This window comes from Mycolicibacterium nivoides (assembly GCF_003855255.1).
Lineage (GTDB): Bacteria > Actinomycetota > Actinomycetes > Mycobacteriales > Mycobacteriaceae > Mycobacterium > Mycobacterium nivoides.
This window is the reverse complement of sequence record NZ_CP034072.1, coordinates 3,465,817-3,490,735: the sequence shown is the minus strand read 5'-3', so window position 1 is coordinate 3,490,735 and position 24,919 is coordinate 3,465,817. Positions and strand designations below refer to the sequence as shown.

Below are 24,919 nucleotides of genomic sequence, written 5' to 3'. Positions count from 1 at the left end.
TTTTTATGCCCCATGTGATCACCCAGTCGTGTTGTAGCGACGGGTCCTGTGTCTACGCGTGCCCGGTGAACTGCATCCATCCGTCACCGGATGAGCCGGGCTTCGCGACGGCCGAGATGCTCTACATCGATCCCGAGGCATGTGTGGACTGCGGCGCATGCGTCAGTGCCTGCCCGGTCGGTGCGATCGCGGCCGACACCCGGCTGACCGAGAAGCAGCTGCCGTTCATCGAGCTCAACGCCGCCTTCTACCCGAAGCGCGAAGGCAAGCTGCCGCCGACGTCCAAGCTGGCGCCGGTGATCGCGGCGCCGAAGGTGGCGGCGCATTCCGGTGGGCCGTTGACGGTGGCGATCGTGGGCTCCGGCCCGGCCGCCATGTACGCGGCTGACGAACTGCTGACCCAGCGCGGCGTGCGGGTAAATGTGTTCGAGAAGCTGCCCACGCCCTACGGGCTGGTGCGGGCCGGTGTCGCACCGGACCACCAGAGCACCAAGCGGGTCACCCAGCTTTTCGACGTCATCGGCAAGCAGCAGGGATTCAAGTTCTTCCTCAACGTCGAGGTGGGCAAGCACCTGTCGCATGCCGACCTGTTGGAGCATCACCACGCCGTGTTGTACGCGGTGGGCGCGCCCAACGATCGTCGGCTCGAGATCGACGGCATGGGGCTGGCCGGCACGGGCACGGCGACCGAGATGGTGGCCTGGATCAACGGACACCCCGAGTTCACCGACCTGCCGGTGGACCTCAGCCATGAGCGGGTCGTCATCGTGGGCAACGGCAACGTCGCATTCGACGTGGCCCGGGTGCTCACCACCGATCCGGATGCGTTGGCCCGCACCGATATCTCCGATCATGCGCTGGCGACCCTGCGCACTTCAAAGGTCTCCGAGGTCGTGATCGCGGCCCGCCGCGGCCCCGCGGAGTCGGCCTTCACCCTGCCCGAGCTGATCGGTCTGACCGCGAGCTGCGACGTCGTGCTCGACGAGGCCGATCACCAGCTGGTGGTGGCGGACCTGGCCCGCGAGACGGATCCGTTGACCCGCAACAAGCTGGAGATCCTGGCCAAGCTGGGCGATGCCTCCGCGCCGCTGACCCGGCCGCGGATCCGGCTGGCGTACCGGCTCACCCCGCAGCGTGTGCTGGGCGAGGACAGGGTCAGCGGGATCGAATTCGGCGTGACGGGTACCGATGAGGTGCGCACGCTCGACGCCGGTCTTGTGCTGACCTCGATCGGGTATCGCGGCAAGGCAATTGCCGATCTTCCGTTCGACGACGCCGCCGCCATCGTGCCCAATGACGGCGGACGTGTCCGCGACACGGCCGGCGCGTACGTGGCCGGCTGGATCAAGCGCGGGCCCACCGGCTTCATCGGCACCAACAAATCGTGTGCGGCACAGACCGTGCATCAGCTGGTCGACGACTACAACGCCGGTGTGCTGACCGATCCGGTGCACAAGCCGGCCGCCCTGGAGAAGCTGGTGCGGACGCGCCAGCCCGCCATGGTGGACGCTGCCGGATGGCAGGCGATCGATGCCGCCGAGATCGCCCGCGGTGGCGAGGACCGGCCGCGCGACAAGTTCACCTCGGTCGACGAGATGATCGCCGTCGCAGCGACTGCACCGAAACCGACAGTGCGGCAGAGGGTTCTGGCCGGTCTGCGCTAACCGGGCGCGGTGAATCCGAATCCGCGTGCGGTGGGTACCGCGATCAGGTCGGCGCACGCCCTCGGCTGGAACCGGGTGATGAACTCGTCCTCCTGGGCGGCCCACCGGTCCCAGTGCGGCCGGTAGGTGTCGCCGTCGCGCTCCAGTGCCCGGCGCTTGCGCTCGGCGTCGTCGGCATCGACCCAGATGCCCAGATCTGCCAGGGCCCGGGTGGCCGGGGTGAGCGCACCGATGCCCTCGACGATGAGGCGTTGTCCCGGTTCTATCGCGTGCCGGCCGCTGGGCGCAGCCGTCGCCCAATCCCATTGCCGCCAGCGTCCGGTGCGGCCCGCGGCCCGCGGCGCGAGCAGTGATCGCCGCACATGATCTGCGGCCCAGAGCAGTCCGTCCCAGCCCGGGTAGATGTCGTCGAGCCGGACGACGACACTGTCGGTCCACTCGTTGTGCAGGTCGATCGCCAGCGTCGACTTGCCGGACCCAGAACGGCCGTCGATCAGGACCGTCGTCGCGGACGCACCGAGGCGGCGCAGGATGTCATCGAGTGCCAATGAAGTTCCATGTTCCGCACGCCAGCGACACCGCGATCGCTGCTGCCGCGATGACGAATCCCGAGGCGATCAGGGCGAATTCACGTGCGCCGAAGGGTGATGGGCGAGCCCAGGTCCGTTGTGGGTAGGCGCCGAACCCGCGCGCTTCCATCGCGGTGGCGAGCTTCGACCCGCGGCGCACGGCGAACACCAGCAGCGCGAACGACTGCCCCGCGATCCGCCGCACCCTGGCGTGATCGGCGACGCCGCGGGCCCGCCGGGCATAGCCGAGGTACCGCCAGTCTTGCCCGAGCAGCCCGACCATCCGCAGGCCGGCCAGTGCACCGATCACGAACCGGGCGGGTAGTCGCAGCACCTGGCCCAAACCGTCTGCCAATTCGGTCGATTCGACGTCGATGAACAGGATGACCGAGGGCAGCGCGATCGCCAGCACGCGAAGGAAAGTGGCCACCGCGAGGGCGATCGACCCGTCGCTGACGGTGACGAGGAAGAAGTGCCAGTACACGGTTCCGCTGGTCTGCCCGTAGAGCAGGATGGTGACAGCGGTGAGTGCGGCCGCGACGACGACCACGGCGCTCCGGGCCAGCGCTGCGCGGAGTCGCACACCGACCGCGGTGAACAGCACGATCTCACCGACGAGTGCCGTCAGCGCCGACACCCAGTCCACCGAGAGCACCAGGGCACCCGCGATGATCAGGGCAGTCAGCAGTCGTGCGACCGGATTGATCACGACGGCGTCTCCGCGGTGGGGTCCCAGTCCGGCAGCTCGAGCCGGGCGTCGGCCAGCAGAGCGGCGAAGTCCAGATCGTGGGTGGCCGCGACGACGGCCGTTCCGGCGTCGGCGATCTCGGCCAGCAGCCGGGTCAGTTCCTCCCAGGTGCGGCGGTCCTGACCGAAGGTGGGCTCGTCGAGGATGATCACCTTGGGCGCGGTCGCCAGCATCGTGGCCACCGACAGGCGGCGCTTCTCACCGCCGGAGAGGGTGTAGGGGTTCACCGCGGCGAGGTGGGTCAGGTGCAGGCGTTCGAGCAGTTCGTCGGTGCGCGTGGTGATCTCGGCGGCGCCGAGCTTGATCGCTTTGGGGCCCAACGCGAGTTCGTCGCGCACTGTGCCGGCGAGGAACTGGTGCTCGGGATCCTGGAACACGCTGCCGATCCGGGTGAGCAGCTCTTTCGACCGCCACTTGACGGGTTGTCGCCGCGACGGCGAGGGTGCGAAGCCTGCCCGCGCCTCGAGCCGGCCGGCCGGCACGGGCAACAGCCCGCCGATGGTGAGCGCCAGTGTCGACTTGCCGGCTCCGTTCGGGCCGGTGATCACCGTGGTCTGGCCGGCATCGATCTCGAAGTTCAGACCGATGTGCATCGGGGGATCGCCGGGGTGCGCCAGAGCCAGATCTGCTGCGCACAGAAGAGTTTCGGCCGAATGAGATCGGTGGCGGGTGATCTCGGGCAGCGGGGTATCGGGTACCCAGACACCCGATCGGACCAGGTAGTCGTGGTTGCGCCGGATGGTCTGGTCGGGGGTTCCGTCGGCGATCACCTCACCGTCGGTGCCGAGCACGATGACCCGGTCGATGACCGGCAGCCATGTCTCCGTGCGGTGCTCGATGACGATGAGCGTCGCGCCGGTGCGGGCGGCCGATTCGGCGACGGCGTCCCGTACCTCGACGACGCCCGCGGGGTCGAGGTTGGCCGTAGGTTCGTCGAGCAGGATGAGCCCGGGGTCCATGGCGATCACCCCGGCCAGCGCGAGGCGTTGCTTCTGTCCGCCGGACAGCTCCGAAGTGGATTGGGACAAACCGAGATTCAGCCCGACGGCGTCGAGCGCGGTTCGGACTCGGGGCCAGATCTGGTCGCGCTCGACACCGAAGTTTTCCATGCCGAAGGCGACGTCGTCACCGACCCGGGACAGGATCACCTGGGAGTCGGGATCCTGGAGCACCATGCCGATCCGGTGGCGCTGCTCAGCTGGTACGACGCCGTCGACCAACAGGTTGCCGGTCTGCCGGCCTTCCTCGGCGCCGCCGAGCAGGCCGGCGATGCCGTGCAGCAGAGTGGATTTCCCGGCGCCGGATGGACCGAGCAGCAGCACCCGCTCGCCGGCTTCGATCCGCAGGTCGAGGTCCCGCACGGCCCAGTTGGCGCGTCCGGCATGGCACCAGCCCCAGCTGTGCGCCGTCACCGTGGCACCGGTGCCGTGCGGTGAGCTCATCGAGCGTCGGGGCCGATCCGGCCCGAGGCGAACCGGCTCAGGGCTCCGGTCTTCGCCAGCCCCCGGACCGCGAACCAGGACAGCAGGCCGGCGACGAGCGCACCGGAGACGATCGCCGAGACGGTGTAGATCGCGGCGAAGGTGTTCGCCGACCCGGGGTACCACAGGATGAGGTCGTTGATGGCCAGGGCCAGCCCCGCGACAGCACCCGCGATCAGTGCGACGGGCAATCCCCAACGGCGGTACAGGAACACCGCGAAGACCAGTTCCGCGCCGAGACCCTGTACCAGGCCCGACTCGAGGGTGAGCACGCCCCACTGATTGCCGACCAGTGCCGACACCGTGGCGGCGACGAGCTCGCCGTACAAGGCCGCGCCCGGCTTGCGGATCACCAGGGCGGTGAGCACGCCGGCGAACAACCAACCCCCGGCGAGCAGTGCCTGCAGGCCGGGAAGCAGCGCTGTGAGCGGCGCGCTGATCGGGTTGGACGCGATGTTCCACACGACGAACACCAGCCCCGACGCCGTTGCGAGGACGCTGGCGACGACGATGTCCACGACCCGCCAGCTCAGCGCGCGGGCAGCCGGCGTGGTGCCGGCGGGCTGGGTGCTCATCGATCTCCTTTGCTCCTGAATGCCACATCGCGGGGCATGTGCGGCACTCAGTATGAACTGTGCCGAGCCGGGCAGACGCCGGCTACCAGAGGTCGCCGCTGCGCCAATCGCAGATCAGGGGCACTGACTTGGCGAGATCGCGGGCCGCTGTGTCCGTCGGCAGCAGGAAGATCCGGTCGTCGGCGTCATAGGTGTCGATCAGCCCATCGGGGGTGTCGGCCTGGGTGGGACCGTCCCAGAGTTGCCAGCCTCGGCCGGCATAGAACGCGGCGGCGCTCTCCACGGCGTTGAGCGCACCGAGGTCGTGTCGCGCGCGGATGATGGCCTCGGTGTGGTCCATCACCAGACGGCCCAGGCCGCGGCCCTGCTGGTCGCCGCGCACGGCGACACCTTCGACGTAACCGGTGTCGAAGACGTCACCTGCGTGGCGCAGCGTGCGGGGCACCACCGCCGAGTGGGCCAGCAGTTCGCGATCCTCGGTGATCAGCACGTGCACGCCGTCGACGCCATGGAGCCAGTCGTGCGTGCGGAAGCCGTCACCGAACGCCGAGCGGACCAACATCTCGCCCGAATCCAGCACTTCGGGGCTCAGTTCACCGGGCTCGGCGATCAGGACGTCGATCACCTGCTCAGGATGCCACCTGGCGGGTTACTGCCCCGACTGCATGGCCTGTGCGATCTCCTCGGGGCTGACCTCGCGGACCGGCTGACCGAGTGACCACAGGTGGCCGAACGGATCGCGCACGACGCCGTAGCGGTCACCCCAGAACTGGTCTTCCAGCGGCATGACGACCTCTGCACCGGCGTCGACCGCCTTGGCGAACACTGCCTCGACGTCGGTCACGGTGAGGTGGATGGTCACCGGGCTGCCGCCCAGCGCCTTGGGCGTCGACGGCTTGCCGTCGTTGTACTCGGGAAAGTCGTCGTTGAGCATGACCGTGGATCCGTTGACGGTGAGCGCGGCGTGGATCAGCTTGCCCTCGGGCCCCGGCACACGGCCCAACTCGGTGGCGCCGAACGCCTTGACGTAGAAGTCGATCGCCGCGGCGGCATCGTCGACAACCAGATGGGGAATGACTGCGGGGGTTACTTCGATCGCCATGTTCTTCTCCTGATCAGTGAGCGGACTCAATGCAGACCCACGCGGCGGGCGGATCTCATCGCCGGACAAGTCCCATGCAACCACCGGGGTCTGACAAGCACACGAACCGCGAAACTACGCATTGTGACGAAATCGGCCCGGATCTCGTCAGAAGCCGTAGTGTCGGCGAACGGAGGGCGGACAGAGTCAGGTGACGGAGAACGTGCGCGGCAGCTCGACACGTCCGGTCAGCGCCATCAGCAAGGTCTCGCCCTCGCCCAGCTTCACCGCGATCTGCGTTGCGAGCACGCCGGCTGCCTCCAGCACTTCATCCGGTAGGTCCGCCGAAAGGCCTGTGGCCCTGGCGATGTCGAGGCTGTGGACGGCGAGCTCGAAAATGCGGGTGGGCAGGTAGTGGCTCAACCGGATACCGAACCCGCCGATGACCGTGATCAACGGATCGCCGGCCTCGTCGATGTCGTCGAGGGCCCGGCTCGCCAGCGCGTCCACCGCGGCCGCCGGATCGGAGCCCAGGTCGCGCCCGGCCTGCCGACCGCGCTCGATGATGGCCTCGGCCCCGGCGTCGGACATGAATCCCCGCATGGCCGCGTAGTACTCCACCGGACCGGCCAGATCGGCCGTCGACGCAGGGGTCTGCAGATACGTGCTGACGGTGATGAGCGAGCGCGAGGTGTGGCCCACCAGGGCGCGCAGGTCCCACTCGCCCAGGCCCGGCCCGTCGAACGAATCCGCCGGCAGCACCTGCACCAGTCGGGCGAAAGTGTGTGCTGCCGAGGCGAATACGTCGCGGGCGGCGGTCATGACGTGGCGATCTTGTCCCATCCGGCGACCGACTCCACGCTGCGCGGTTCGGGGCCGACGTAGATGGCGGCCGGGCGCACGAGTTTGCCGAGTCGCTTCTGTTCCAGGATGTGCGCGCACCATCCTGCGGTGCGCCCGCAGGTGAACATCGCGGGCATCATCGAGGCGGGCACCTGGGCGAAGTCCAGGATCACCGCGGCCCAGAACTCCACGTTGGTCTCGATGGCCCGGTCCGGGCGGCGCTCACGAAGCTCGGCCAGGGCGGCCTGCTCCAGTGCGGTGGCCACCTCGTAGCGGGGCGCCTCAAGGCGTTTGGCGGTGGCCCGCAGCACCCGCGCCCGCGGATCCTCCGCGCGGTACACGCGGTGCCCGAAGCCCATGAGCTTGTCGCCGCGATCCAGGATGCCCTTGACCACCGCGCGTGCATCACCGGTCTTCTCGACTTCTTCGATCATCGGGAGCACCCGGGCCGGGGCGCCGCCGTGCAGGGGCCCGCTCATCGCGCCCACCGCACCCGACAGCGAGGCCGCGACGTCGGCGCCGGTGGAGGCGATCACCCGGGCCGTGAACGTCGACGCGTTCATCCCGTGCTCGGCGGCGGTGACCCAGTAGGCGTCGATCGCCTCGACGTGCTTCGGGTCGGGGTCGCCCTGCCAGCGCGTCATGAAACGCGCTGTGACGGTGTCGCATTCGTCGATCGTGCGCTGGGGGACCGCGGGCTGGTAGATACCGCGGGCGGATTGCGCGACGTAGGACAGCGCCATCACCGAGGCCCGGGCCAACTGGTCACGGGCGGTGGCGTCGTCGATGTCCAACAGCGGTGCGTAGCCCCAGATCGGTGCCAGCATGGCCAGCCCGGCCTGGACGTCCACCCGCACATCACCACTGTGAATGGGCAGCGGGAACGGCTCGGCAGGGGGCAGGCCCGTGCCGAAGCTGCCGTCGACCAGCAGCCCCCACACATCTCCGAAGGTGACCCGGCGGCGCACGAGTTCCTCGATGTCGACGCCGCGGTAGCGCAGCGCGCCGCCGTCCTTGTCCGGTTCAGCGATTTCGGTCGTGAAGGCGACGACGCCTTCGAGGCCGGGAACGAAGTCCTCCGGTACAGCTGGCATGGCCAGATTCTTGCATCAAGCGCAGGCGTAGCGTTACCGCGGTGGCAAGTCTCCCCGAACAGAGCCCCGGACACGACGACCATGACCTGGCTGCCATGCGCGTGGATTACGTCGAGAAGGACGGTTGCGGCGACCTGGACGTCGATTGGCTGGGTGAGGACCCGGCAACCGGTTGGCTGAGGCTGCTGCGGACCTGGCTGGCCGATGCCTACCGCGCCGGGGTGGCCGAGCCCAACGCCATGGTGGTGGGCACCACCGACGACGAGGGAAGACCCGTCACCCGAACGGTGTTGTGCAAGAGCATGGACGAGACGGGCATCACGTTCTTCACCAACTATGACTCCGCCAAGGGCATACAGCTGGCCGCGAATCCCTACGCGTCGGCGACATTCCCCTGGTACCGGCTGGGGCGTCAGGTGCACGTCCGCGGTCCGGTGACCAAGGTGAGCCGTGAGGACACCGAGGAGTACTGGTCCAAACGCCCCCGTGGTTCACAGCTGGGCGCGTGGGCGTCGCAGCAGTCGGGCCCGATCGCATCCCGTCAGGCGCTGCTGGCCCAACTCGCCGAGGTAACCGAGCGGTTCGCCGGCCTCGAATCCGTTCCCGTGCCGCCGAACTGGGGCGGTTACCTGATCGCCCCGGAGAGCGTGGAGTTCTGGCAGGGCCGGGAGAACCGGGTGCACAACCGAATTCGCGTGATCGGCGCCCGCGCCGAACGACTCCAGCCCTAGTGCGTAGGTTCTTCGCCGACACCACCCCGCTGCGTACACCGGATTTCCGGCGGCTGTGGTTGGCCGGAATCCCGACCGTCATCGGCGCAAACCTGACCATCTTCGCGGTGCCGGTGCAGCTGTACGTGCTCACCGAGAATTCGGCGTACGTGGGTTTGTCCGGCCTGTTCGCGCTGGTACCGCTGGTGGTTTTCGGGTTGTGGGGCGGTGCCTGGGCCGACGCGATGGACCGCAGGCTGCTGCTGATCATCGCCTCGATCGGTTTGGCCGGAGCCTCGGTGTTGCTGTGGCTGCAGGCCGCACTGGCGCTGAACAACGTGTGGGTGGTGCTGTGCCTGCTGGGTGTGCAGCAGGCCTTCTATGCGATCAACAGCCCGACCCGCTCCGCGGCCATTCCGCGGATGCTGCCGGGGGAGCAGTTGCCCGCGGCGAACTCGCTGAACATGACGGTCATGCAGTTCGGCGCGATCGTCGGTCCGCTGATGGCCGGGTTCCTGCTCAACTGGGTGGACCTGTCGACGCTGTATCTGATCGATGCCGTGACCTGTCTGGCGCCGATCTGGGCGACGTTCCGGCTGGCGCCGATGCCCCCGGCGAGTACCGAGGAAGGTGCGTCCCGTTGGGGCCTCACGGCGGTGCTTGACGGCTTCCGGTATCTGGCCGGCAACCGAGTGGTGCTGATGTCGTTCGTCGTCGACCTGGTGGCGATGATCTTCGGGATGCCGCGCGCGTTGTTCCCGCAGATGGCGCATGAGAGTTTCGGCGGCCCGGTCTCGGGCGGCACCGCCATGGCGTTGCTGGCGGCGGCGATGTCGGCCGGCGCGGTGGCCGGCGGCGTGTTCTCGGGCTGGCTGCCGAGGATCCGCAGGCAGGGGCTGGCCGTGGTGCTGGCGATCGTGGTGTGGGGCGTCGCGATGGTCGGGTTCGGTATCGCCGGTGGAATGGCGCATGGCCAGGCCGGGATGGTGTTGTGGATTGCGCTGGCATTCTTGGCCGTTGGAGGCGCCGCCGACATGGTGTCGGCCGCGTTCCGGTCGACGATCCTGCAGCAGGCGGCCTCCGATGAGCTGCGCGGCCGGCTGCAGGGCGTCTTCACCGTCGTGGTGGCCGGTGGCCCCCGGCTGGCCGACACCTTGCATGGCGCGGCGGCGGCAGCCGTGGGCACGACGGTCGCCGCGGCCGGTGGCGGTGCACTGGTGGTCGTCGGCGTGGTGATCGCGGCGCTCGCGGTGCCGGCGTTCGTGCGCTACCGGGTGAGCACCAGCAACGGCACCGCCGTGCCGCAGGAACAGTCCGAGGCTGACAAAGTGTGACCACCGGCGAATGGCACTCAGCGCCACATTGTTGCCGAAAAGGACCGAAAAGCAGGCCTTTGAGCGATAGCATCCGATCTCGTGGTTGACGTTGTCCGGCAGGCTGAGCCGGGTTTGCGTGAGCGTAAAAAGCAACGCACCCGGGCGCTGTTGATCGAGGCCGCCATCGATCTGTGTGATCGCCAGGGATTCGAGCAGACCACCGTCGAGCAGATCGCCGCGGTCGCGGATGTGTCCCCGCGCACGTTCAGCCGCTACTTCGCCACCAAGGACGCCGTCGTCCTGGCGTTCGTCGACGAGGTGATCGAGATGGTCGCGATCGAACTCGAGGCGCAACCGCCCGGGATAGGCGATATCGAGGCGCTGTACCGGGCCCACGTGCAGGCGTTCCTCAAGACGAAGACCGCGCCGCCCACCCGACTCACATCGGATCGGCTGTTGGCCTCGGCGCGCATCATCACCTCGTCTCCGGCGCTCATGCAGTCGGCCTCGGAGTTCCGCGCGGATGCCGTCAACGTGGTGCTGGCGCAACGGATGGGGGTGCCGGGCGACGATCGACGCCTCAAACTGACGGCCGTCGTCTGGGGGTCGATCATCATGACCGGCATCGCTGAGCTGGGGTCTCGCTCAAACTGGGACAGCGTGACCGTCGATGACATCGTCGACAAGATCAAGGCGTCCTACGCCGATTTCCTGGCGGTGGTCGCGGGCGTTCAACACGCCCCTGACCAAGGCCTGAGCCACCTTTCCTAACCCATTGGTAACCCCCCGCGGGCAGCGCCGATCGATTGCGACTACCTTTTGTAGAGCAGTTGTCGGTTCCCAGGACGATGAAGGGATTCCCGTGGCCGAAAACCCGTCGAGTGGCCAGGAGCTTGCCACTCTCAAGTACCCCGGTGGCGAGATTGATCTCGATATCGTCCATGCCACCGAGGGCAGTGACGGCATCGCTCTTGGTCCGTTGCTGGCCAAGACCGGCTACACCACGTTTGATGGTGGGTTCGTCAACACCGCTTCGACCAAGTCGGCGATCACCTACATCGACGGTGATGCCGGCATCCTGCGGTACCGGGGTATCCCGATCGAGCAGCTGGCCGAGAACTCCACGTTCATCGAGGTCAGTTACCTGCTGATCTACGGTGAGCTGCCGACGGCCGAGCAGCTGGAGGCGTTCACCACCCAGATCCAGCGGCACACGCTGCTGCACGAGGATCTCAAGCGTTTCTTCGACGGCTTCCCGCGCAACGCGCATCCGATGCCGGTGCTGTCCAGTGCGGTCAACGCGCTGAGCGCCTACTACCAGGATTCGCTGGATCCGCTGGACAACAAGCAGGTCGAGCTGTCGACCATCCGCTTGCTGGCCAAGCTGCCGACGATCGCGGCGTATGCCTACAAGAAGTCCGAGGGGCAGCCGTTCCTGTACCCGGACAACTCGCTGACGCTGGTGGAGAACTTCCTGCGGATGACGTTCGGCTTCCCGGCCGAGCCGTATGAGGTGGATCCCGAGATCGTCCGCGCGCTGGACATGCTGTTGATCCTGCACGCCGATCACGAGCAGAACTGTTCGACCTCGACGGTGCGTCTGGTGGGCTCGTCGCAGGCCAACCTGTTCACCTCAATCTCCGGTGGCATCAACGCGCTGTGGGGCCCGCTGCATGGCGGCGCCAACCAGGCGGTGCTGGAGATGCTGGAGAAGATCCGCACCGGCGATGATGACGTGCAGACCTTCGTCAAGAAGGTCAAGAACCGCGAAGACGGTGTGAAGCTGATGGGCTTCGGTCACCGGGTGTACAAGAACTACGACCCGCGGGCGCGCATCGTCAAGGAGCAGGCCGACAAGATCCTGGGCAAGCTGGGTGGCGACGATGAGCTGCTCGACATCGCCAAGCAGCTCGAAGAGATCGCGTTGACCGACGACTTCTTCATCGAGCGCAAGCTCTACCCGAACGTCGATTACTACACCGGCGTGATCTACCGGGCGATGGGCTTCCCGACCCGCATGTTCACCGTGCTGTTCGCGCTGGGCCGGCTGCCAGGCTGGATCGCGCACTGGCGTGAGATGCACTCGGAGCCCAACAAGATCGGGCGCCCGCGCCAGATCTACACCGGCTACACCGAGCGTGGCTACGTCGACATCAGCAAGCGCTGACATCAACTGACGAAAGCCCGGGAGCATTGTGCTCCCGGGCTTTCGTCGTTCCGGGTCAGCGGACCGCGATCGCGGCGCCGCCGGTGAGCGCCAGTAGCTGCGCGTAGGTCAGCGGCATGACCGAATCGGCGGTGCCCGCGGCCGTCCAGATCACCGGATAGGACGCCAGCGTCTGATCGACGACGGTGCGTAGCGGTGCCGGATGGCCCGTGGGCGCGACCCCGCCGATGACCTGTCCGGTCGCGCTGCGCACCAGCTTCGGGTCGGCCTTGCGGATGGCGGTGGCCCCGAGATGTCCGGCGACGACGCCGGTGTCCACCCGGGCAGCGCCGCTGGCCATCACGAGCAGCGGTTCGCCGTCGCACTCGAACACCAGGCTGTTGGCGATGGCGCCTACTTCGCAACCCAGTTGGTCGGCGGCTGCGGCGGCAGTCTTGGCCTCGGCGTCGAGGATCTTGATGGCCGGTTCGATACCGGCGGCGGCCACCGCTGCGGCGACGAGGGAGTTCCGTTCGTTCACAGTGACGAGTGTCTCGTACGGCGCAAGGCTGTTTCTACTGGCGGACAACGCCGTTCATCGTCATCAGCGACGGGCACGTCAGACGCCGAAGGCTTCCGCGTATGCAATCTCGCCGCGTGGGGTGGGCTGATCGGGCTTGAGGGCGAGGGCGAGGAAGTTCTCGTCCGGCGCTGCAAATGGTGCGGTGACGCCGAATTCAGAAGCCGGGACGAACCCGAAACGCGGGTAGTACTCGGCGTGACCCAGCACCACGACCAAATTCTCCCCCCGGTGTCGTGCCTGCTCCAGTACTGCGCGAATCGCTGCGGAGCCGGCGCCGCTGCGCTGGGCGCCGGGGACAACCGCGCACGGGCCGAGCGCAAGTGCGGGCTGACTGTCGACTGTGCACCGGGTGAGCAACGCGTATCCGACGATGGCGCCGTTCTCGTCGAGGGTGACGGCGGACAATCCTTCGATCCAGGCCGCCGGATCTGCTCGGAGCGAGTCGACGAGATCAGCTTCGAGCTCCGTAGGAAACGCAGAGGCGTTCACGGAGTGAATGGCGTGGGCATCCTCCGGACGTTCGACTCGGGTAGTCCACGTCACCTCTCTGCTCCTTTCCTTTCCGCGTTCAAGCCAGACGCGAATAGTAGGGCTGACGGTGCAAAGCAATCCAGGGAGTTTCTCGGGTTCGATTTGCCTGATCGATAGTTGTAGTTTCACAATAGTTGTGTGAATACAACTGTCGGCTCGCTCAGCGCACGGCGCAAGGCGATCATTCTCGTCTCGTGTTGTCTGAGCCTGCTGATCGTGTCGATGGACGCCACCATCGTCAACGTCGCGATCCCGAGCATCCGTGCCGACCTGGGCGCCTCGCCATCGCAGTTGCAGTGGATCGTCGACGTCTACACGTTGGTGCTGGCCTCGCTGCTGTTGCTGGCCGGCGCCACCGGCGACCGGTTCGGCCGCAGGCGGACGTTCCAGCTGGGCCTGACGATCTTCGCGGTGGCCTCGCTGCTGTGCAGTCTGGCGCCCGACATCGAAACCCTCATCGCGGCCCGCCTCCTGCAGGCCATCGGCGGTTCGATGCTGAACCCGGTGGCCATGTCGATCATCACTCAGGTGTTCACCGGCCGGGTGGAGCGCGCCCGGGCGATCGGCGTCTGGGGTGGGGTGGTCGGCATCTCGATGGCGCTGGGCCCGATCGTGGGCGGGGCGCTGATCGAATACGTGGATTGGCGCGCGGTGTTCTGGATCAACCTGCCGATCTGTGTTCTGGCCGTCGTGCTCACCGCGATCTTCGTGCCCGAATCCAAGTCGGCGACCATGCGCGACCTCGACCCGGTCGGCCAGGCGCTGGGCGTGGCATTCCTGTTCGGCGTCGTCTTCGTGCTCATCGAGGGCCCGGGATTCGGCTGGACCGACCCGCGCACCCTCGCCGTGGCAGTCGTCGCGCTCGCAGCCCTGGTGGCGTTCGTGCGCTACGAATCGCGCCGCCGGGACCCTTTCATCGACCTGCGCTTCTTCCGTAGCGTGCCGTTCGCCTCGGCCACCCTGATCGCGGTCTGTGCGTTCGCCGCGTACGGGGCCTTCCTGTTCATGATGTCGCTGTACCTGCAGACCGAGCGCGGCTACTCGGCGATGCACACCGGCCTGATCTACCTGCCGGTCGCCGTCGGCGCGCTGATCTTTTCGCCGCTGTCGGGTCGACTGGTCGGCCGGTACGGCAGCCGGCCCTCGCTGCTGGTGTCGGGAGCGACGATCACCGTCGCCACAGTCCTGCTGACCCGGCTGACCGGCGACACCCCGGTATGGCAGTTGCTGGTCATGTTCGCGGTGTTCGGCATCGGCTTCTCGATGGTCAATGCGCCGATCACCACCACGGCGGTCAGCGGTATGCCACTGGACCGCGCCGGTGCGGCCTCGGCGGTGGCCTCCACCAGTCGTCAGGTCGGCGTGAGCGTCGGTGTCGCACTGTGTGGTTCGGTGGCAGGTGCGGCGCTGGCCGGGACCGGCGTGGATTTCGCCGCCGCCGCCCGCCCGCTGTGGTTCGTCTGTGCGGCACTGGGTTTGGTCATCTTCGCGCTGGGCGTCATCTCCACCACGCCGTGGGCCTTGCGCTCCGCGCAGAAGTTGGCGCCCCTGATCGGTGAGCACCATGTCCCGGAGGTGACCCATGCCCGGTGACCGGCAGACCGAATTGGCCGACGGGGTGTGGCATGAGCTGACCGCGTTGGTGTTCGACCATCGCGACGGCTGGCGGCGAGCGGTGATCGACCGGACCGGGCTGCCGTTCAGCCGTATCCGCATCCTGAAACGGCTTGCGCGCGAACCACTGACGGTCAAGCAACTGGCCTACGCGGCGACGGTCGATGCCCCTGCGGCCACGGTCGCGGTCAACGACCTTGAGGAGCGGGGGTTGGTGGTGCGTGCGATCGACCCGGCCAACCGGCGCTGCAAGCTGGTCTCGCTCACCGACGCCGGGCGCGCGCTGCTGGCGCGCATCGACCGGGTCGAGGACCCGGCGCCGGAAGCGCTCGCAGCGCTCGACGCCGGGGACCTCGAAGCCTTGCAGGCGATCCTGCGCAAGATCACCACGCCTTAGCCGTGTCGACCGGGGTCAGCTCTCGCCCCACCCGCCCTGCACCATGGTCTGGAACTTCCAGTCGCCGTCGCACCTGACCAGCAGATCGCCGTAGCGGACCCGCTGGCTGAACCCGTCGGCGGTGAACGCCGCGTCGGTGATGACGAACACCAGGTTCTCGTTGATGAAGTGCGGTGTGCGTGTCGACTCCATCGTGAAATCGGTGCTCTGGCTCAACTGTTCGGCCATCTGCGCGATGAACCCGGCCCGGTCGACGGACTCGGCGCTGCCGTCGGTCACCTCGTTGAGCGGAAACATCGCCTGATCCGCCATGCCCTCGACGTCCTGGCTCATCGCCAGGGCGTCGTAGTGGGCGAACCAGGCCAGCACCGAGTCGACATCGGCGGTGGTGGGAGTGAATTCGCAGGCCTGCGGCATGGTCACCATGGGACTCCTCGGCGGTAGGATTACTCTGTACGGCATACACTGTACACAGTACAGAGAGGATGGTGGTGTGGGAGAACGCGCAGGTGGGGATCGCAGCAGTGCCGGCGATCCGGTACGCACGCTCGAACTGCTCTGGCGCGAGCCGGGTCAGGGCGCTCGCACCCGCGGGCCCAAACAACGCACGACGGTGGACGCGGTGGTCGACGTTGCCATCCGGATCGCCGATGCCGACGGCCTCGACGCGCTCACGATGCGGGCCGTCGCCGTGCAACTGGGCGTGACGCCGATGGCCACCTACACCTATGTGCCGGGCAAGGCCGAACTGCTGGACCTGATGGTCGATACCGTTTACCGGCAGATGCCGCGACGCGACTTCGCCGGGAAGCCGTGGCGGGAGAAGGTTTCCGTCATCGCCGAGGACAACCTCGCGATGTTCGAGGCGCACCCCTGGATCGCCTACCTGCCCACGACCCGACCGCCGCTGGGCCCGGGCATGATGGCCAAGTACGACCACGAGCTCAGCGCGTTCGACTCGCTCGGACTCAGTGACCTCGACATGGATTCGGCGCTGACGTATGTGCTGGGCTTCGTGAACTCGGTCGCCCGGATTGCCATCGATTCGCGCCGGGCCGCTGCCGACAGCGGCCAGAGTGACGGGCAGTGGTGGGAACGAGTCGGCCCACTGCTGGAGCGCGCCCTCGACGGTGACCGGTATCCGTTGGCCTCGCGGGTGGGGACGGCGGCCGGTCAGGCATTCGACGCGGCCTACAGTGCCGCGCATGCCTACGAGTTCGGGCTGGCGCGTGTGCTGGACGGACTGGCCGACCTCATCGACACCGACTGAGCCTGTCGCCTCAGCCTTCGAGCACCGCCATCGCGGCATTGTGCCCGCCGATGCCGGAGACGGCACCGCCGCGCACCGAACCCGAGCCGCACAACAGGATCCGGTCATGGGCGGTGGCCACACCCCAGCGCTGGGCCGGCGTGTCCAATGAGGCGTCGTCCTCGGCGAACGGCCACCGCAGCGCGCCGTGGAAGATGTTGCCCGCGGTCATCCCGAGGGCCTGCTCCAGGTCGGCGGTGGTCTTGGACTCGATGCACAGCCGGCCGGCACCGTCCTCCATGAGGACATCCTGGATCGGTTCGGCCAGAACCGAATTGAGAGAGTTCAGCACCGCCGACGTCAGCCGGTCGCGCGTCCGGTCGGGATCGCTGACGGCCAGCGAATGCGGGGCGTGCAGACCGAAGACGGTCAGCGTCTGAGCCCCCGCTGCGCGCAGGTCCTCCGACAGGATGCTGGGATCGGTCAAGGAGTGGCAGTAGATTTCGCACGGGAGCGGATCGGGGACGCGGCCGGCGGCCGCGGTGTCGTAGGCCCCGGCCAGCTGGCTGAACGTCTCGTTGATGTGGAACGTGCCGCCGAATGCCTGCTCGGGCGTGACGAGTTCGTCGCGAAGCCGGGGGAGTCGGCGCAGCATCAGGTTGACCTTCACCTGCGCGCCGGGGGCGGTCTCGGGAGTCGGTTCTCCGAGCAGGTCGGCGAGCACTGCGGGGGTGACATTGGCCAGCACCCGCTCGGCGGCGACGCGCCGCGCCGATCCGCCCTGCCGATAGCGCACCTCGCCATCCGGGTCGATCGCGTAAACATCTGCACCGGTGGTGATCTCGGCGCCGAAGCCGGCCGCGGCGGCAGCCAGGGCCCCGCTCACCGCACCCATCCCGCCTACCGGCACATCCCAGTCGCCGGTGCCGCCGCCGATCAGGTGGTAGAGAAAGCAGACGTTCTGGATCAGCGACGGATCATCGATGTCGGCGAACGTGCCGATCAGGGCGTCGGTGGCCATCACGCCGCGCACCAGATCGTGCGACACCGCGGCGGTGATCGCCTGGCCGATGGGCTGTTCGATCAGTGCTTCCCAGGCCGCGGCGGTTTCGGTGTCTGCTCCGCTGAGCACATCGCGTCGCATCTCGGCCCGGGTGCGCAGCGGCTGCAGCAGCGTCGGCCAGATCCGGGAGGTGACCAGCCCGCACCGGCGGTAGAAGTCGCTGAACCCGGCCGCGTCGGTGCCGGCGCCGATCGCGTCGAACGTCGGCTGCGGGCCGATCAGCAGTCCGGTCGCGCCGCGGGTGGCCGGATCCGGCGTGTAGGACGAGATTCGGCGCCGCGACAGCCGGATTCGGGCCCCCAGATCGGTGACGATGCGTTGGGGCAGCAGGCTGACCAGGTACGAGTACCGCGACAAGCGGGCATCCACACCGTCGAAGGCGTGTGCCGAAACTGCCGCGCCGCCTACGTGGTCGAGGCGTTCGAGCACCTGAACCCGGCGTCCCGCCCGGGCCAGGTAGGCAGCGGCCACCAAGCCGTTGTGCCCGCCACCGACGATGACGGCGTCCAACGCCCTTTCTGTCACGCCACGCCCTGCCGGTCAGCCTCGATAGCCTTCGACCTCGTCGGCGTCCCGTTTCTCGGCCAGGCCCGGGTCCTGTCCCGTGTCACGCAGCGCACGGCGCTGCCGCAACAGGTCCCAACACTGGTCGAGGGCGACTTCCAGCGATCTCAGTCGTTGTTGCTCTTCGGATTCGTCGATTTCCCGGCGCTGCAGTTTGGTCCGGAGCTCCTGCTCCTCGGCAACGAGCCGGTGAACTTCGCCGAGGATGTCCTGATCTTTGGCCACACAACCAGTCTGCCGGACTACCGTTGATCCGGTGAGTACAAAACCAGACATCGAGTTTCCGGACGGACCTGCCCCCACTGAATTGGTCGTCACCGACCTGGTGGTCGGCGACGGCCCCGAGGCGGTGCCCGGTGGCACCGTCGAGGTGCACTATGTGGGCGTCGAATACGACTCCGGTGAGGAGTTCGACAGCTCCTGGAATCGCGGAGAATCCATTGAATTTCCATTGCGGGGCCTAATTCAGGGCTGGCAGGACGGAATTCCCGGGATGCGGGTCGGCGGTCGGCGCCAGCTCGTCATTCCGCCGGCGCAGGCATATGGTCCGGCGGGCTCGGGGCATCGGCTTTCGGGCAAGACGCTGATCTTCGTGATCGACCTGCTCGCCGCCCGCTGACGTTTCCATGCGTTCGGAAGGTATTGGCCGAACCTAACCGTCAATTTCCATTTGCTGCTACCGTCAACCTGTTTCGCTGCTGTAGATAACTGTTCGTCGACTTCAGGGAGTGCCCAAAATGTCGGGTTCGGACGAATCTCGGACAATCACAGGCTGGCAAACAGCCTCCAAGTTGTATCGGCGACCACCCGGTTTGGGTTGGTTGCTGGCGCTGGCGGTAGTTCCATTGTTGCTGGGGCTGATCGGGTGGGGCGGACTCGACCGCTCGGACAAGAACGCTGATGTCACTCGTCCCGATGTGAATCCCACGGCGACATTGACCGCTCCGGATGTGAATGCCCCGGACGTCAACGCGCCCAATGTCAATTTGCCGAACCTTTCGTTCGCGCCGTTGTCGATCACCCGTAACGGCAACGACTTCACCCTCACCGGTGATCTGCCCGACGCGGCCGCCAAGACCTCGCTGTTGGACTGGTTGCGCGGAAAGTTCGGTGCGGACGTCAATCTGATCGACAACCTGAATCTGCGTCCGGGTGTGAGCACCCCCGATGTGTCGGCACTGGGCAAGGTGTTCGACGCCTCGGCCGATATTCCGGATTTCAACTTCAGCATCGACGGTGACACGCTGACACTGACCGGTACGGCACCGTCGGCGCAGGTGCGCGACGCGGTCGAGGCGGCTGCCAAGGCGGCCTGGCCGAACATCAAGCTCGTCAACAACATTCAGGTCGCGGCCGCTCCGGCTGCCCCCGCGCCTCCGGCTCCCGGTGCACCGGGTGCTCCCGGTGGCACACCCGGACCGTGCGCGGTGTTGCAGGGCGATGTCAGCGCTCTGTTGAAGACGCCGATCAACTTCAGCACCGACGGGTTCGCTGTGGCCCCGTCCTCGCAGCAGTTGTTGTCGCAGGTGGCCGACAAGCTCAAGTCGTGCGAAGGCGCAAAGGTGGCCGTTACCGGTTACACCGACAGCTCGGGCAATGACGCCATCAACATCCCGCTGAGCGGCAACCGCGCCAAAGCTGTTGCCGACTATCTGGTTTCGCAGGGTCTGGCGGCCGATCACGTGACGTCGTCCGGCGCGGGTTCGGCGAATCCGATCGCCAGCAATGACACCCCCGAAGGCAAGGCGCAGAACCGCCGCGTCGAGATCACGGTCAATTAGGGAGATTCGACATGGACTTCGTAATCCAATGGTTGTGGTATCTGCTCGCGTTCGTGGTGGGGTCGCTGGTGGCCTGGCTGATTTCAGTGGTGACCGTCAAGCCCACCAGTGAGGAAGAGGCGTTCGCCGAACTGCCCGGCTCGCGTGAGATTGGAGCACGACGATGAGCGATGTGAACTGGTGGTTGATGGCCCTGGCCTTTGTGCTCGGGCTGGTACTGACGCTGGCGTTGACCCTGCGCAGGGTGAAGCGGGAGGTGCCGGTGTACGGCGCTCTGGGGCGTCGTCCCGACGCCGCGGCCGGAGCTGGTGGTAAGGCCGCGGCCGTCGGCGGAACAGCTGGTGCCGCAACGGCTGTCGCCGATGACGCCACGACCAAGCTGCCCCGGGTCGGCTCAGGCGACGAGCCCACCACGCAGCTGCCCAAAGTCAGCGGCGGTGCCGCGGCGGCCGGTGCGGCTGCCGCCGGCGCCGCAGGGGCGGCCAAGTTCGCCTCAGGCGGAGGTGCCCACGAGGCGGCCGATGACGACGTCAAGGTCGTCGAGGAGACGCCGTACGGTGCCGGTTCGGTCCGGGTCTCGGGTGCGGGCACCCCGACGGGTTATCTGATCAAGGGCAACGAGGATTCGATGCTCTATCACTCGCCGGAGAGCCCGTCCTACTCGGTGACCATCGCCGAGATCTGGTTCGCCGACGTCGAATCCGCCGAGAGTGCCGGGTTCAACCGCTGGGACAGCGGTAAGTCCCAGCGCGACAAGAAGTAACAACACAAGACGCGCGAGCAGACGCGGCGGTACCCGGAAACGCCAACGGCGGGGTACCTAAGCGTCTGCTCGCCGTATTGACGGGACCATTTCTAGTGCGGACCGGGCAGGCGTAACAGCAGCCGCGCTCCGCCCAGCGGGCTTGATTCCAGAGTCGCTGTGCCGCCGTGCAGGTCGGCTTGCTGGGCCACGAGTGCGAGTCCCAGTCCGGAGCCCGACCGCGACGCGGTCGACCCACGCGAGAACCGGTCGAACACCATTTCGCGTTCTTCCTCGGGCACACCCACGCCGTCGTCGTCGACCGCGATCTCCACGCCCTCACGCGAGCTCACCGCCGACAACTGCACCCGGGTGGCACCGCCGTGCTTCACCGCGTTGGCGATCGCGTTGTCCACCGCCAGCCGCAGTCCGGTCGGCAGCCCGATGATGATCACGGTCGGCGAGGGCGCCAGGGAGACCTCGAGGTCGGGGTAGACCCGCATGGCGTCGTGGGCGGCGCGGTCGAGCAGTTCGGTGATGTCGACGGTGACGTGGTCGTCGGTGGTGGTCAGTTCCCCCTGGGCGAGGCGTTCCAGGGCGCCGAGGGTGGCCTCGATCCGCGACTGGGTGCGGATGACATCGCCGACCACTTCCTTGCGTTGGTCGTCGGCCAGGTCAAGGGTCGACAGGACCTCCAGGTTGGTCCGCATCGCGGTGAGCGGGGTGCGCAACTCGTGGGCGGACACCGAGGCGAAGTCGCGGGCCGAGGTCAACGCGGCCTTGGTGCGGTCCTGTTCCTTCCAGATGCGCTGCAGCATGCCGTTGACGGCATCGGCGATCTCGACGGCCTCGCTGGCGCCGCGTACCTCGACGTCGGGGGCCTCGTCGCCCGCCTCGATCTCGCGAGTCTGCTCGGCCAGCCGTTTGAGCGGGCGGACCGCGAACGCGGCCAGCACCCAGCCCAGCACGGTGGCCGCGCCGACGGCGAACACGCAGATGATGAGCACCCGGCGGTGCAGGTTGTTGGTGTCGGCGATGGTGGCGTCGTACGTCGCGCCGACTGCCACCCACATGGGTCCGGGGGCGGGGATCTGCACGGTGCGTACCCGCCAGCGCACACCGTCGATGTAGGTGTCGGCGTAGCCGTCGGGCAGCTCGGGCAGGATCACATTCGAGTTCGACGAGACGTTTCCGGCCTGGCGCACGGTGATCACGGCGTCCTCGTCGCTCGGGGAGCGGGGGATCTCGCCGAGGCCGCGCGGCAGGAACGGGATGGCGAAGCCGGCGGCCTCGTCGAGGCGCCGGTCCAGGCGTTCCTTGCGGTCGTTGGTGATGCCGACCCAGACGATGGTTCCGACGATGACGACGACGATCGCCGCGCCGATGGCGGTGGCGAACGCGACCCGGGTCCGCAGCGACGGCGTGCGGCGGAAGATCCGGGTCAGCGGCCTCATTCCTACTGCGTCCTGAGGACGAATCCGACCCCGCGGACGGTGTGCAGCAGCCGCGGCGCGCCACCGGCCTCGAGTTTGCGGCGCAGGTACCCGATGAACACGTCCACCACGTTGGTGTCGGCGGCGAAGTCGTAGCCCCAGACCAGTTCCAGCAACTGTGCGCGGGACAGCACGGCGGTCTTGTGCTCGGCGAGCACGGCCAGCAGGTCGAACTCGCGTTTGGTCAGGTCCACGTCCACCCCGTTGACGCGGGCGCGGCGGCCCGGGATGTCGACCTCCAGCGGGCCGACCTGGATGGTCTCGGACGAGAAGGTGGCCGACGCGCCGCGGCGGCGCAGCAGGGCCTTGACCCGGGCCACCAGCTCCTGCAACACGAACGGTTTGACCAGGTAGTCGTCGGCGCCGGCCTCCAGGCCGGCCACGCGGTCGTCGACGCTGCTGCGGGCCGAGAGCACGCAGACCGGGACGTCGTTGTCCATCGCGCGCAACGCGGTCACCACACTGACGCCGTCGAGTACGGGCATGTTGATGTCGAGCACGATCGCGTCCGGGCGGGTCTCGGTGGCGCTGCGCAGCGCTTCGGCCCCGTCCACGGCCGTAGAGACGGTGAACCCGGACAGCCGCAGCCCGCGTTCCAGCGAGGCGAGCACGTCAGGGTCGTCGTCAACGACGAGGACCCGGGGCGAGGCCATGCCACCGGTAGCGCTATCCATAACCGCCATCTTGCCCGATGAACAACGACGAATCGCGCAGGCGCCCGGGAAGTCTTTGACCTCAATAATTGTTCAGGTTTTACGGTGATGCTCATGAATATGGAAACAGTGGCCAGGCAGTCGCTGTACCGGCAGGCGCATGCGCGCGACGGTGACCTGCGCGCGCTGGCCGACCGGCGGCTGCTGTCGCGGATCTGGCGGTTCTCGGCGCGCCACCACCGCAGGCTTGGCGGGTTCGTCGCGATCAGCGTGGTCAGTGCGCTGCTGACGGTGACGACACCGGTGCTGGCCGGCCGGGTGGTGGACGCGATCACGCAGGGCGGCCCGGCGTCGACGGTGGTGCTGCTGGCCGCGGTGATCGCCGCGGTGGCCGTCGCCGAAGCTGCGGTGGCCCTGCTGACCAGGTGGCTGTCGTCGAACATCGGCGAAGGTCTGATCCTGGATCTGCGCACCGCGGTGTTCGACCACGTGCAACGCATGCCGGTGGCGTTCTTCACCCGCACCCGGACGGGCGCATTGGTGAGCCGCCTGGGTAACGACGTGATCGGGGCGCAACGGGCGTTCTCCGACACGCTCTCGGGCATCGTCGCGAACCTGGTGACCCTGACGTTGACGCTGGTCGTGATGCTCAGCATCTCGTGGCAGATCACCCTGCTGTCGTTGGCCCTGCTGCCGTTGTTCGTGCTGCCCGCCCGTCGCATAGGCACCCGGATGGCCGGGCTGTCCCGGGAGGCGGCCACGCACAACGCCACGATGAACACCCAGATGACCGAGCGGTTCTCGGCCCCGGGGGCCACCCTGGTCAAGTTGTTCGGCAGCCCGGAGACCGAGTCCGACGAGTTCGCGGCGCGCGCCGACCGGGTGCGCGACATCGGGGTGCGCACGGCGATGCTGCAGTCGACGTTCATGAACTCGCTGACGCTGATGTCGGCGCTCGCGCTGGCATTGGTCTACGGGCTGGGCGGTGTGCTGGCGATCGGCGGGCAGTTGCAGGCCGGCGCGGTGGTGTCACTGGCGCTGCTGTTGACCCGGCTGTATGCGCCGCTGACCGCGCTGGCCAACGCGCGGGTCGAGATCGCCAGCGCCCTGGTGTCATTCGAGCGGGTTTTCGAGGTGCTCGACCTGGTGCCGCTGATCGCCGAGGAACCCGATGCCATTGGAGTGCCGGCCGGGCCTGTTGATATCGAGTTCGACCACGTCCGGTTCTCCTACCCCTCGGCGGAGAAGGTGTCGCTGGCCTCACTGGAAGAAGTGGCGACGTTGGACGACCGCGGTGGTGACGAGGTGCTGCACGGCATCTCGTTCGCGGCGCGGCCCGGGCAGATGGTGGCGCTGGTCGGATCGTCGGGGGCGGGCAAGTCGACCATCGCGTCGCTGCTGGCCCGGCTCTACGACGTCGACTCCGGTTCCATCAAGCTCAACGGTGCCGACGTGCGGGACGTGACGTTCGCGTCGCTCAAGGACACCGTGGGCATGGTGACCCAGGACGGGCACCTGTTCCACGAGTCGATCCGCTCGAACCTGTTGCTCGCGGCTCCGGACGCGTCCGAAGACCAACTCTGGGAGGCGCTGCGCCGGGCGCGGCTCGACGATGTGGTCGCGGCGATGCCCGACGGCTTGGACACGGTTGTCGGTGAGCGCGGATACCGTCTGTCCGGAGGACAGCGGCAGCGGTTGACCATCGCGCGCCTGCTGTTGGGACGATCACGGGTGGTGGTGCTCGATGAGGCGACGGCGTCGCTGGACTCGGCCTCGGAGGCCGCCGTCCAGCAGGCCCTCGCCGAGGCACTGGGCGGGCGCACCTCGATCGTCATCGCGCACCGGTTGTCCACGGTTCGCGCCGCCGATCTCATCCTGGTCGTCGAGGATGGTCGCATCGTCGAACGCGGCACCCACCGCGAGTTGCTCGCCCGTGGTGGCCGCTACGCCGAGCTGTACGACACGCAGTTCTCCGAGGAGGTCCCGGCGGCATGAGGTTAATCGTTTGCCCTTGATGGGAAG

28 protein-coding genes are annotated in these 24,919 nt (G+C 67.6%); 13 read left to right on the top strand and 15 right to left on the bottom strand.

Annotated features, from left to right (window positions below; genetic code table 11):
• Window positions 1-5: 5 nt before the first annotated feature.
• The gene (locus EH231_RS16735; protein ID WP_124712815.1) at window positions 6-1,664 is read left to right on the top strand and encodes an FAD-dependent oxidoreductase; all 1,659 of its coding nucleotides are present in this window, start codon (window positions 6-8) and stop codon (window positions 1,662-1,664) included.
• Here the strand turns inward: EH231_RS16735 and EH231_RS16730 are convergent.
• The 8 genes from EH231_RS16730 to EH231_RS16695 form a co-directional block, all read right to left on the bottom strand.
• On the bottom strand, window positions 1,661-2,212 hold the full coding sequence (locus EH231_RS16730; protein WP_124712814.1) for a nucleoside/nucleotide kinase family protein: 552 nt from the start codon (window positions 2,210-2,212) through the stop codon (window positions 1,661-1,663). The two genes, EH231_RS16735 and EH231_RS16730, sit on opposite strands and share 4 nt — an antisense overlap.
• Entirely contained in the window at window positions 2,199-2,942 is a 744-nt protein-coding gene (locus EH231_RS16725; protein WP_234927279.1) for an energy-coupling factor transporter transmembrane component T family protein, read from the bottom strand. The genes EH231_RS16730 and EH231_RS16725 overlap by 14 nt, the downstream gene beginning before the upstream one ends.
• Window positions 2,939-4,423, bottom strand: coding sequence for an ABC transporter ATP-binding protein (locus EH231_RS16720; RefSeq protein WP_124712813.1), 1,485 nt, complete (start codon window positions 4,421-4,423; stop codon window positions 2,939-2,941). Before EH231_RS16720 ends, EH231_RS16725 begins: the two co-directional genes overlap by 4 nt.
• Complete coding sequence (locus EH231_RS16715) at window positions 4,420-5,037, bottom strand: ECF transporter S component (protein WP_124712812.1); 618 nt, start codon at window positions 5,035-5,037, stop codon at window positions 4,420-4,422. The genes EH231_RS16720 and EH231_RS16715 overlap by 4 nt, the downstream gene beginning before the upstream one ends.
• Before the next feature lie 82 nt (window positions 5,038-5,119).
• Window positions 5,120-5,662: a GNAT family N-acetyltransferase gene (locus EH231_RS16710; protein ID WP_090426909.1), complete on the bottom strand. Its 543-nt coding sequence runs from the start codon at window positions 5,660-5,662 to the stop codon at window positions 5,120-5,122.
• A gap of 24 nt (window positions 5,663-5,686) precedes the next feature.
• Window positions 5,687-6,139, bottom strand: coding sequence for a VOC family protein (locus EH231_RS16705; RefSeq protein WP_090426912.1), 453 nt, complete (start codon window positions 6,137-6,139; stop codon window positions 5,687-5,689).
• Between the two features lie 186 nt (window positions 6,140-6,325).
• Window positions 6,326-6,940, bottom strand: coding sequence for a maleylpyruvate isomerase N-terminal domain-containing protein (locus EH231_RS16700; protein ID WP_090426915.1), 615 nt, complete (start codon window positions 6,938-6,940; stop codon window positions 6,326-6,328).
• A complete protein-coding gene (locus EH231_RS16695) occupies window positions 6,937-8,055 on the bottom strand; it encodes a citrate synthase 2 (RefSeq protein WP_124712811.1) in 1,119 nt (372 codons plus the stop codon). The genes EH231_RS16700 and EH231_RS16695 overlap by 4 nt, the downstream gene beginning before the upstream one ends.
• Window positions 8,056-8,150: 95 nt before the next feature.
• Here EH231_RS16695 and pdxH point away from each other — a divergent pair, with 95 nt between their 5' ends.
• The 4 genes from pdxH to EH231_RS16675 all read left to right on the top strand — a co-directional run bounded on the left by pdxH (window position 8,151) and on the right by EH231_RS16675 (window position 12,248).
• Window positions 8,151-8,786, top strand: coding sequence for a pyridoxamine 5'-phosphate oxidase (pdxH, locus tag EH231_RS16690; RefSeq protein ID WP_124714297.1), 636 nt, complete (start codon window positions 8,151-8,153; stop codon window positions 8,784-8,786).
• Window positions 8,786-10,099, top strand: coding sequence for an MFS transporter (locus EH231_RS16685; protein ID WP_090426925.1), 1,314 nt, complete (start codon window positions 8,786-8,788; stop codon window positions 10,097-10,099). Before pdxH ends, EH231_RS16685 begins: the two co-directional genes overlap by 1 nt.
• A gap of 81 nt (window positions 10,100-10,180) precedes the next feature.
• The gene (locus tag EH231_RS16680) at window positions 10,181-10,852 is read left to right on the top strand and encodes a TetR/AcrR family transcriptional regulator (protein ID WP_124712810.1); all 672 of its coding nucleotides are present in this window, start codon (window positions 10,181-10,183) and stop codon (window positions 10,850-10,852) included.
• 91 nt (window positions 10,853-10,943) lie between these two features.
• Window positions 10,944-12,248, top strand: coding sequence for a citrate synthase (locus EH231_RS16675; RefSeq protein ID WP_090426930.1), 1,305 nt, complete (start codon window positions 10,944-10,946; stop codon window positions 12,246-12,248).
• Between the two features lie 55 nt (window positions 12,249-12,303).
• Here the strand turns inward: EH231_RS16675 and EH231_RS16670 are convergent, their stop codons facing one another.
• Both EH231_RS16670 and EH231_RS16665 read right to left on the bottom strand, forming a co-directional pair.
• A complete protein-coding gene (locus EH231_RS16670) occupies window positions 12,304-12,768 on the bottom strand; it encodes a YbaK/EbsC family protein (RefSeq protein WP_170856287.1) in 465 nt (154 codons plus the stop codon).
• Between the two features lie 78 nt (window positions 12,769-12,846).
• Window positions 12,847-13,353 (bottom strand): GNAT family N-acetyltransferase, encoded by a 507-nt coding sequence (locus EH231_RS16665; protein WP_124712809.1) that lies wholly within the window; start codon window positions 13,351-13,353, stop codon window positions 12,847-12,849.
• A gap of 126 nt (window positions 13,354-13,479) precedes the next feature.
• Here EH231_RS16665 and EH231_RS16660 point away from each other — a divergent pair, with 126 nt between their 5' ends.
• Both EH231_RS16660 and EH231_RS16655 read left to right on the top strand, forming a co-directional pair.
• Window positions 13,480-14,934 (top strand): MFS transporter, encoded by a 1,455-nt coding sequence (locus EH231_RS16660; protein ID WP_090426956.1) that lies wholly within the window; start codon window positions 13,480-13,482, stop codon window positions 14,932-14,934.
• Window positions 14,924-15,352 carry a MarR family winged helix-turn-helix transcriptional regulator gene (locus tag EH231_RS16655; RefSeq protein WP_090426959.1) on the top strand — a complete coding sequence of 143 codons (429 nt, stop codon included), beginning with the start codon at window positions 14,924-14,926 and terminating at the stop codon, window positions 15,350-15,352. Before EH231_RS16660 ends, EH231_RS16655 begins: the two co-directional genes overlap by 11 nt.
• Window positions 15,353-15,367: 15 nt before the next feature.
• Here the strand turns inward: EH231_RS16655 and EH231_RS16650 are convergent, their stop codons facing one another.
• Entirely contained in the window at window positions 15,368-15,778 is a 411-nt protein-coding gene (locus EH231_RS16650; protein WP_124712808.1) for a nuclear transport factor 2 family protein, read from the bottom strand.
• Window positions 15,779-15,845: 67 nt separating this feature from the next.
• Between EH231_RS16650 and EH231_RS16645 the strand changes: the two genes are divergently transcribed.
• On the top strand, window positions 15,846-16,622 hold the full coding sequence (locus tag EH231_RS16645) for a TetR/AcrR family transcriptional regulator (protein WP_241177749.1): 777 nt from the start codon (window positions 15,846-15,848) through the stop codon (window positions 16,620-16,622).
• A 10-nt stretch (window positions 16,623-16,632) separates the two neighbouring features.
• Here the strand turns inward: EH231_RS16645 and EH231_RS16640 are convergent, their stop codons facing one another.
• Together EH231_RS16640 and EH231_RS16635 are read right to left on the bottom strand one after the other, a co-directional pair.
• Window positions 16,633-18,189, bottom strand: coding sequence for a phytoene desaturase family protein (locus EH231_RS16640; RefSeq protein ID WP_090426967.1), 1,557 nt, complete (start codon window positions 18,187-18,189; stop codon window positions 16,633-16,635).
• Window positions 18,190-18,204: 15 nt separating this feature from the next.
• Entirely contained in the window at window positions 18,205-18,453 is a 249-nt protein-coding gene (locus EH231_RS16635; RefSeq protein ID WP_090426971.1) for a DUF2630 family protein, read from the bottom strand.
• Window positions 18,454-18,484: 31 nt separating this feature from the next.
• On the opposite strand from EH231_RS16635, the gene EH231_RS16630 reads away from it, so the two are divergent.
• The 4 genes from EH231_RS16630 to arfC all read left to right on the top strand — a co-directional run bounded on the left by EH231_RS16630 (window position 18,485) and on the right by arfC (window position 20,772).
• Window positions 18,485-18,847: an FKBP-type peptidyl-prolyl cis-trans isomerase gene (locus tag EH231_RS16630; protein WP_044520282.1), complete on the top strand. Its 363-nt coding sequence runs from the start codon at window positions 18,485-18,487 to the stop codon at window positions 18,845-18,847.
• Between the two features lie 118 nt (window positions 18,848-18,965).
• On the top strand, window positions 18,966-20,009 hold the full coding sequence (gene arfA, locus EH231_RS16625; protein WP_090426974.1) for a channel-forming protein ArfA/OmpATb: 1,044 nt from the start codon (window positions 18,966-18,968) through the stop codon (window positions 20,007-20,009).
• An 11-nt stretch (window positions 20,010-20,020) separates the two neighbouring features.
• A complete protein-coding gene (gene arfB / locus EH231_RS33865) occupies window positions 20,021-20,176 on the top strand; it encodes a channel accessory protein ArfB (protein ID WP_029110268.1) in 156 nt (51 codons plus the stop codon).
• Window positions 20,173-20,772 carry a channel accessory protein ArfC, sunset domain variant gene (gene arfC / locus EH231_RS16620; RefSeq protein WP_090426976.1) on the top strand — a complete coding sequence of 200 codons (600 nt, stop codon included), beginning with the start codon at window positions 20,173-20,175 and terminating at the stop codon, window positions 20,770-20,772. Before arfB ends, arfC begins: the two co-directional genes overlap by 4 nt.
• Before the next feature lie 92 nt (window positions 20,773-20,864).
• Here the strand turns inward: arfC and EH231_RS16615 are convergent, their stop codons facing one another.
• Both EH231_RS16615 and prrA read right to left on the bottom strand, forming a co-directional pair.
• Window positions 20,865-22,205: a sensor histidine kinase gene (locus EH231_RS16615; RefSeq protein ID WP_090426979.1), complete on the bottom strand. Its 1,341-nt coding sequence runs from the start codon at window positions 22,203-22,205 to the stop codon at window positions 20,865-20,867.
• Window positions 22,206-22,207: 2 nt separating this feature from the next.
• A complete protein-coding gene (gene prrA / locus EH231_RS16610; RefSeq protein ID WP_003884623.1) occupies window positions 22,208-22,918 on the bottom strand; it encodes a two-component system response regulator PrrA in 711 nt (236 codons plus the stop codon).
• Window positions 22,919-23,011: 93 nt separating this feature from the next.
• Between prrA and EH231_RS16605 the strand changes: the two genes are divergently transcribed.
• Window positions 23,012-24,892 (top strand): ABC transporter ATP-binding protein, encoded by a 1,881-nt coding sequence (locus EH231_RS16605; protein WP_090428749.1) that lies wholly within the window; start codon window positions 23,012-23,014, stop codon window positions 24,890-24,892.
• The last annotated feature ends 27 nt before the right edge of the window (window positions 24,893-24,919 follow it).